The organism is Shinella sp. JR1-6, assembly GCF_004284735.1.
In the GTDB taxonomy this organism is placed as follows: domain Bacteria; phylum Pseudomonadota; class Alphaproteobacteria; order Rhizobiales; family Rhizobiaceae; genus Shinella.
This window is the reverse complement of sequence record NZ_SHMI01000037.1, coordinates 22,494-28,793: the sequence shown is the minus strand read 5'-3', so window position 1 is coordinate 28,793 and position 6,300 is coordinate 22,494. Positions and strand designations below refer to the sequence as shown.

Sequence of the window (6,300 nt, the reverse complement as noted above, 5' to 3'; positions counted from 1 at the left end):
CCGACCGATCCCGCAACGACACCCTACAAAAAAGCCAGCCTAAATATCTGGCCACGCGTCAACGATCCGCTCGGGCTTGAAAGCTGAACCACCCGCCGGACGGGAGCCGGCGCGGACACGAACCTTGTAAAATCAGAGGGATATAAGATGAAAAATGCATTTGTCATGATAACCTTGGCCGCGGCACTCGCCAGCACGAGCAGCCTGGCCATCGCCCAGACGACGGATGGCGTCCTCACCGTCGCGACCATCGGCGAGCCGCCGACGCTCGACGTCATGCAGACCGCGACCGACATCGTGCTGACCATCGACCAGCACATTTTCGAGACGCTCTACACCTATGACAACGAATGGCGTTCCGTGCCGCTGCTGGCGCTCGCCATGCCCGAGATTTCCGAGGATGGCCTGACCTATCGCATTCCGCTGCGCCAGGGCGTCAAGTTCCACGACGGCAGCGATCTCGATGCCAAGGACGTCACCGCCTCGCTGACGCGCTGGATGGCCGTCAACTCCAAGGGCAAGCAGGTCGCCGAAGTGGTGGAAAGCCTGTCCGAGGATGGCCCGAACACCGTCGTCGTCAAGCTGAAGTCGCGCTACGCGCCGCTGCTCGCCACCTTCTCGCAGGCTTCCGTCATCATGCCCTCGGAGAAGATCGCCGACACGCTGACCGAATTCGTCGGCACCGGCCCCTATGCCCTGAAGGAGCGCAAGCCCGACCAGTATACCCAGCTCGTCCGCTTCGACGGCTACACCTCGCCCGAGGGCGAGCCCAGCAACTATGCCGGCAGGCGCGTGGCGATCGCCAAGGAGATCCGCTTCGTGCCGGTTCCCGACGCAAACACCCGCGTCGAGGGCCTGATTTCCGGACAGTTCGACTTTGCCGATTCCCTGCCGGTCAGCGCCTATGAGCGCGTCGAGGCGAGCGGCAAGGCGAAGGCCGTGATCTACGAGAACACCGGCTGGGCCTCGCTCAACATGAACATGAAGGAAGGCCTGCTCATCAAGAAGGAACTGCGCCAGGCCGTGCAGGCCGCGCTCAACCCGAACGACATGATGCTCGCCGCCTTCTCCGACGAGCGCTTCTTCAGCGTCGATGCCTCGATCTTCCCGAAGGGTTCGCTCTGGTACACCGAGGCGGGCGTTGCGCGCTACGGCGAGGGCGATCCGGAAGAGGCCGGCAAGCTGCTTGCAGATGCCGGCTATGACGGCACGCCGCTGCGCCTGATGACCAGCCGCCAGTACGAGTTCCACTACAAGATCGGCGAGGTCGCCAAGGCCTATCTCGAAGCCGCCGGTTTCAAGGTCGACCTGCAGGTGGTGGACTGGGCGACCCTGACGACCCGCCGCGCCGACCCGAAGGAATGGGACATCTTCATCACCCATTCCAACTTCCCGGGTGACCCGACGACGATCAACACGATCACCGACACCTATCCGGGCTGGTATGTTTCCGAGCAGAAGGCGTCGGCCGTCGCCACCTACATGAACGCCGTGTCCGACACGGACAAGCAGACGGCCTGGGAAGGCATCCAGACCGTGATCTACGACGATGCGCCGCTCTTCAAGGTGGGCAACTTCAACGCGGTCACGGGCGTCGGCGCCGGTATCTCCGACTACAAGCCGACCTACTGGCCGCATTTCTGGAACGTAACGCCCAAGAAGTAAGGGGGAAATCATGGCAAGGATCGTCCGGGCACTGTTGAACCGGCTAGGGGGCATGGCCATCGTGCTCGCCCTCGTCGTGACGGTGGTTTTCGTCATCGTCCGCGTGACACCGGGCGATCCCGCCGCCGTGATGCTGGGGTCGGATGCGACCCCGCAGGACATCGCCGAACTGCGCACGAAAATGGGGCTCGATGCGCCGCTGATCACCCAGTATGGCCAGTTCGTGCTCGGCATATTGAAGGGCGATCTCGGCCAGTCGATCTTCCTCAACCAGCCGGTGACCTCGGCGCTTGCCGCACGGGCGGAGCCGACCTTCTTCCTCACGCTGTTCTCGATCCTGATCGCGGTTGCGATCGCGTTGCCGGTCGGCATCCTCTCGGCCGTCAAGCGGGGCACGCTGTTCGACCAGGTCGTCGTGACGCTGACCATGGTGGCGGCAAGCGTGCCGAGCTTCTGGCTCGGCCTCATGCTCATCCAGGTCTTCGCCGTCGGCCAGGGCTGGTTCCCGGCCTCCGGCTACGGCGGGCCGGACACGGCCTTCCTCGAGCGGCTGCACCATCTCGTGCTGCCTGCCGTGGCGCTCGGCATCGTCAATTCGGCACTGATCACCCGCTTCACCCGTGCCGCCATGCTGGACGTTCTGGGTGACGACTATGTGCGCACCGCCCGCGCCAAGGGGGCGAGCGAGCGGCGCGTCATCCTGAAACATGCGCTGAAGAACGCCCTGATCCCGATCATCACCGTGATCGGCCTCTCCATCGCCATGCTGGTCGCCGGCGCGGTGGTGACGGAAACGGTCTTCGGCCTGCCGGGCGTCGGCAATCTCGTGGTCTCGGCCGTGCTGCGCCGCGACTATCCCGTCATTCAGGGCACGCTGCTCGTCGTCGCGGCGATCTACGTGCTCATCAACTTCATCGTCGACATGCTCTACATCCTCGTCGATCCGCGGGTGCGCCTATGATGACCGCCTCCCTCTCCATGCCGCTCGTTTCCGGCCTGCGGCGGCTCTTCCGCAACAAGGCCATCCTCATCGGCGCGATCATCCTTGCCATCGTGCTCGTGGCGGCGATCCTCGCCCCGTGGGTCGCGCCCTATGCGCCGAACAAGCTGTCAATCGTCAACAAGCTGAAGCCGCCGTCCCTCGCCCATGTCTTCGGTACCGACGAATTCGGCCGCGACATCTTTTCCCGCGCCATCTATGCGGGACGCATCTCGCTGCTTGTCAGCCTCGGCGTCGTCTGCATCTCCACGGTGCTCGGCGTCATCATGGGGGTCGCAGCCGGTTTCTTCCGCAAGCTCGACGCGCCGATCTCCCGGCTTCTCGACGCCATGATGTCCTTCCCGGACATCCTGCTCGCCATCGCGCTAGTCGCTGCGCTCGGGCCGTCGCTCACCACGGTCATTCTGGCGCTCGGCATCACCTATGCGCCGCGTCTTGCCCGTATCGTGCGCGGCTCGACACTGGTGCTGCGCGAGCTGCCCTACATCGAGGCCGCCGTCGCCATGGGCCTGCCGACCTGGCAGATCCTGACGCGCCATGTGCTGCTCAACCTCGCCTCGCCCATCCTCGTGCAGGCGACCTTCGTCTTCGCCTCGGCGATGCTCGCGGAAGCAAGCCTGTCCTTCCTCGCCGTCGGGGTTTCCACCGATATGCCGACCTGGGGCACCATGCTCGCCTCCGGCCGCGAATACATGAACAACGCCCCCTGGCTGATGGTGTTTCCGGGCCTTGCCATCGTCTTCTCGGTCCTCGCCCTGCAATTGCTCGGCGACGGGCTGCGCGATCTCGTCGATCCGCGCCTTGCGAAGGAAAGCTGACCATGACCGCTCCCACGAACCGGCCGGTGCTCTCGGTCGAGAACCTGACGACCTCCTTCAAGACTGCCGAGGGGTGGCGCGCCGTCATCCGCGACATCAACGTCGAGGTGAATGCCGGCGAGACCGTCGCCATCGTCGGCGAATCGGGTTCGGGCAAAAGCGTCACCGCACTGTCCACCATGCGCCTCCTGCCGGCAGGCCGGGCGCGCTGCGAAGGCCGCATCCTGCTCGAAGGACGCGACCTCCTGAAGGTGAGCGAAGCGGAGATGCGCTCGGTGCGCGGCGGCACGATCGGCATGATCTTCCAGGAGCCGATGACCTCGCTCAATCCGGTCTTCACCATCGGCAACCAGGTTGCCGAGGCCCTGGTGCTGCACCGGGCCCTGTCATGGAGCGCCGCGGAGGCCGAAGCGCTGCGGCTGATGGAGCGCGTGCGCATCCCCGCCGCGAAAAGCCGTCTCAACGAATATCCGCACAAGTTCTCCGGCGGCATGCGCCAGCGCGTGATGATCGCCATGGCACTCGCCTGCCGCCCGAAACTGCTTATCGCCGACGAGCCGACGACCGCGCTCGACGTGACCGTGCAGGCCGAAATCCTCCATCTGCTGCGCGAACTGCAGCGCGAGGAGAACATGGGCGTGCTCTTCATCACCCATGACATGGGCGTGGTCGCCGAGGTGGCGGACCGCACCCTCGTGATGTTCCGCGGCGACATGGTCGAGACCGGCCCGACGCCGCAAATCTTCGCGGCGCCCAAGGCGATCTATACCAGGGCGCTGCTCGCCTCCATCCCGCGCCTCGGCACGATGGGCGACGCTGCTGCACCCCGCCGCTTCCCGAATGTCGATCCCGCCACCGGCGAGGCCAGCGACGGCGGCGTGACGTCGCCCGTTCCCGATGGCGTGCAGTCGATCCTGAAGGTGGAAAAACTCGCGGTCCGCTTCGCGCTGCCGCAGGGGCAGATCCATGCGGTCGAAGGCGTCTCCTTCGACCTGAAGCCCGGCGAGACGCTGGCGCTAGTCGGCGAATCGGGCTGCGGCAAATCCACCACCGGCCGGGCCATCATGCGCCTCGTTGATCCGAGCGCCGGTTCGATCACGGTCGACGGGCAGGATGTGACGAAGGCGAGCGCCGGTTCGCTGCGCACCATGCGCCGCACCTCGCAGATGATCTTCCAGGATCCGTTCGCCTCGCTCAACCCGCGCATCACCATCGGCTCGGCGATTGCCGAACCCATGCTCGCGCATGGCCTGATGGGGCGGCGCGAGGCGAAGGACAGGGTGGCCGAACTCCTGCAGCAGGTCGGCCTCTCCGCAGCGATGGCCGACCGGCATCCACACGAATTTTCCGGCGGCCAGCGCCAGCGCATCTCGATTGCCCGGGCGATCGCGCTGCAGCCGAAGCTCATCGTCGCCGACGAAGCGGTCTCGGCGCTCGACGTGTCGGTGAAGGCGCAGGTTTCGAACCTCCTGCTGGATCTGCAGGAACAGCACCGCCTCGCCTATCTCTTCATCTCGCACGACATGGCGGTGGTGGAGCGTGTCAGCCATCGCGTCGCCGTGATGTTCCTCGGCGAGATCGTCGAGATCGGCCCACGGGCGGCAATCTTCGACAATCCGCAGCACGCCTATACACGCCGCCTCATCTCCGCCGTGCCGATCCCCGACCCTGCCCGGCGCGGCCAGTTGAACCCTCCGCTCAACGAGGAGATCAAGAGCCCGCTGCGCCCGCACGGCTATGTGCCGCCCAAGCGCACCTACCGCGAGGTCTCACCAGGGCATTTCGTTCAGGACAGCATGGCTGCCTAACGCCCGATCAACGCTCCCCCAAGCCTGCCCGCCGGTCGCATCGTGCGCCGGCGGGCTTTTTTGTGTTTGCCGCGATAGCCGCACGCGAAAACCCTAACTTTTCCCGCTTCACGCGAACCGTTGCACGGGCGCCTCAGGGCGCATGCCTCGCGCCAGCCAGACCTGCAAATTAACCTTTTGTTAACCATTCCATCGGTACACCGAAGCAACCGAAAATTAACGAAAATGACTGACGTGTTAACCCAACCACGGCCGATCCGCCTCAAGGGGCGCTCTTTCCTTGCGCTTGCGCTGACCCCGGAGCTGCCCTTCGAGGACTGGCTGGTGCGGCTTGACGATCTGGCGGCGCGGTCCGCCGGCTTCTTCCTGCGGCGTCCGGTGGTGCTGGATGTCGATGGGCTGGATATCGAGAAGGCGGAGCTTCGCGAACTCGTCAACCAGCTGAACGCCCGCAACGTGCGCGTCATGGGCATCGAAGGCGCGCGGTCCTCGCTGCTCGGCGCAGACATGCCACCGGCCATGACCGACGGCCGCCCGGCCGGCGACATCGAGGCGCCGGTTGCGGAGGAACGTACGGAAAAGGCCGGCAAGGCAAAGAAGACGGAAAAGGCGGAACAGCCCGCCGAATCGGTCGTGGTGCCTGCAAGCCCGCCGCCGATGCAGGCGGTGCCGTCGATGGTCGTCGCCCGCCCTATCCGCTCGGGCCAGTCCATTTTCTTTCCCGAAGGCGATGTCACCATCATCGGCTCGGTCGCATCAGGCGCGGAAATCGTCGCCGGCGGCTCGATCCACGTCTATGGCCCGCTGCGCGGCCGGGCCATGGCCGGCACAATGGGCAATGCTTCTGCGCGCATCTTCTGCCGCAAGCTCGAAGCAGAACTGATCGCCATCGACGGCTTCTACAAGACCGCCGACGACATGGAACCAGACCTGCGCGGCAAACCCGTGCAGATCTGGCTGGAAGGCGAAGCAATCAAGGCAGCAACACTCGGCTGAACCGAGGACGGTT

At 65.2% G+C, this 6,300-nt stretch carries 5 protein-coding genes; all 5 read left to right on the top strand.

Annotation, left to right across the window (positions count from 1 at the left end):
- Positions 1-147 precede the first annotated feature (147 nt).
- The 5 genes from EXZ48_RS31025 to minC all read left to right on the top strand — a co-directional run bounded on the left by EXZ48_RS31025 (position 148) and on the right by minC (position 6,287).
- Positions 148-1,665 (top strand): ABC transporter substrate-binding protein, encoded by a 1,518-nt coding sequence (locus EXZ48_RS31025; RefSeq protein WP_023516251.1) that lies wholly within the window; start codon positions 148-150, stop codon positions 1,663-1,665.
- A 19-nt stretch (positions 1,666-1,684) separates the two neighbouring features.
- Positions 1,685-2,626: an ABC transporter permease gene (locus tag EXZ48_RS31020; RefSeq protein WP_037404935.1), complete on the top strand. Its 942-nt coding sequence runs from the start codon at positions 1,685-1,687 to the stop codon at positions 2,624-2,626.
- Positions 2,623-3,483: an ABC transporter permease gene (locus EXZ48_RS31015; RefSeq protein ID WP_130520833.1), complete on the top strand. Its 861-nt coding sequence runs from the start codon at positions 2,623-2,625 to the stop codon at positions 3,481-3,483. The genes EXZ48_RS31020 and EXZ48_RS31015 overlap by 4 nt, the downstream gene beginning before the upstream one ends.
- Positions 3,484-3,485: 2 nt before the next feature.
- Positions 3,486-5,291, top strand: coding sequence for an ABC transporter ATP-binding protein (locus EXZ48_RS31010; RefSeq protein WP_130520832.1), 1,806 nt, complete (start codon positions 3,486-3,488; stop codon positions 5,289-5,291).
- A 225-nt stretch (positions 5,292-5,516) separates the two neighbouring features.
- Positions 5,517-6,287: a septum site-determining protein MinC gene (minC, locus tag EXZ48_RS31005; RefSeq protein WP_130520830.1), complete on the top strand. Its 771-nt coding sequence runs from the start codon at positions 5,517-5,519 to the stop codon at positions 6,285-6,287.
- The last annotated feature ends 13 nt before the right edge of the window (positions 6,288-6,300 follow it).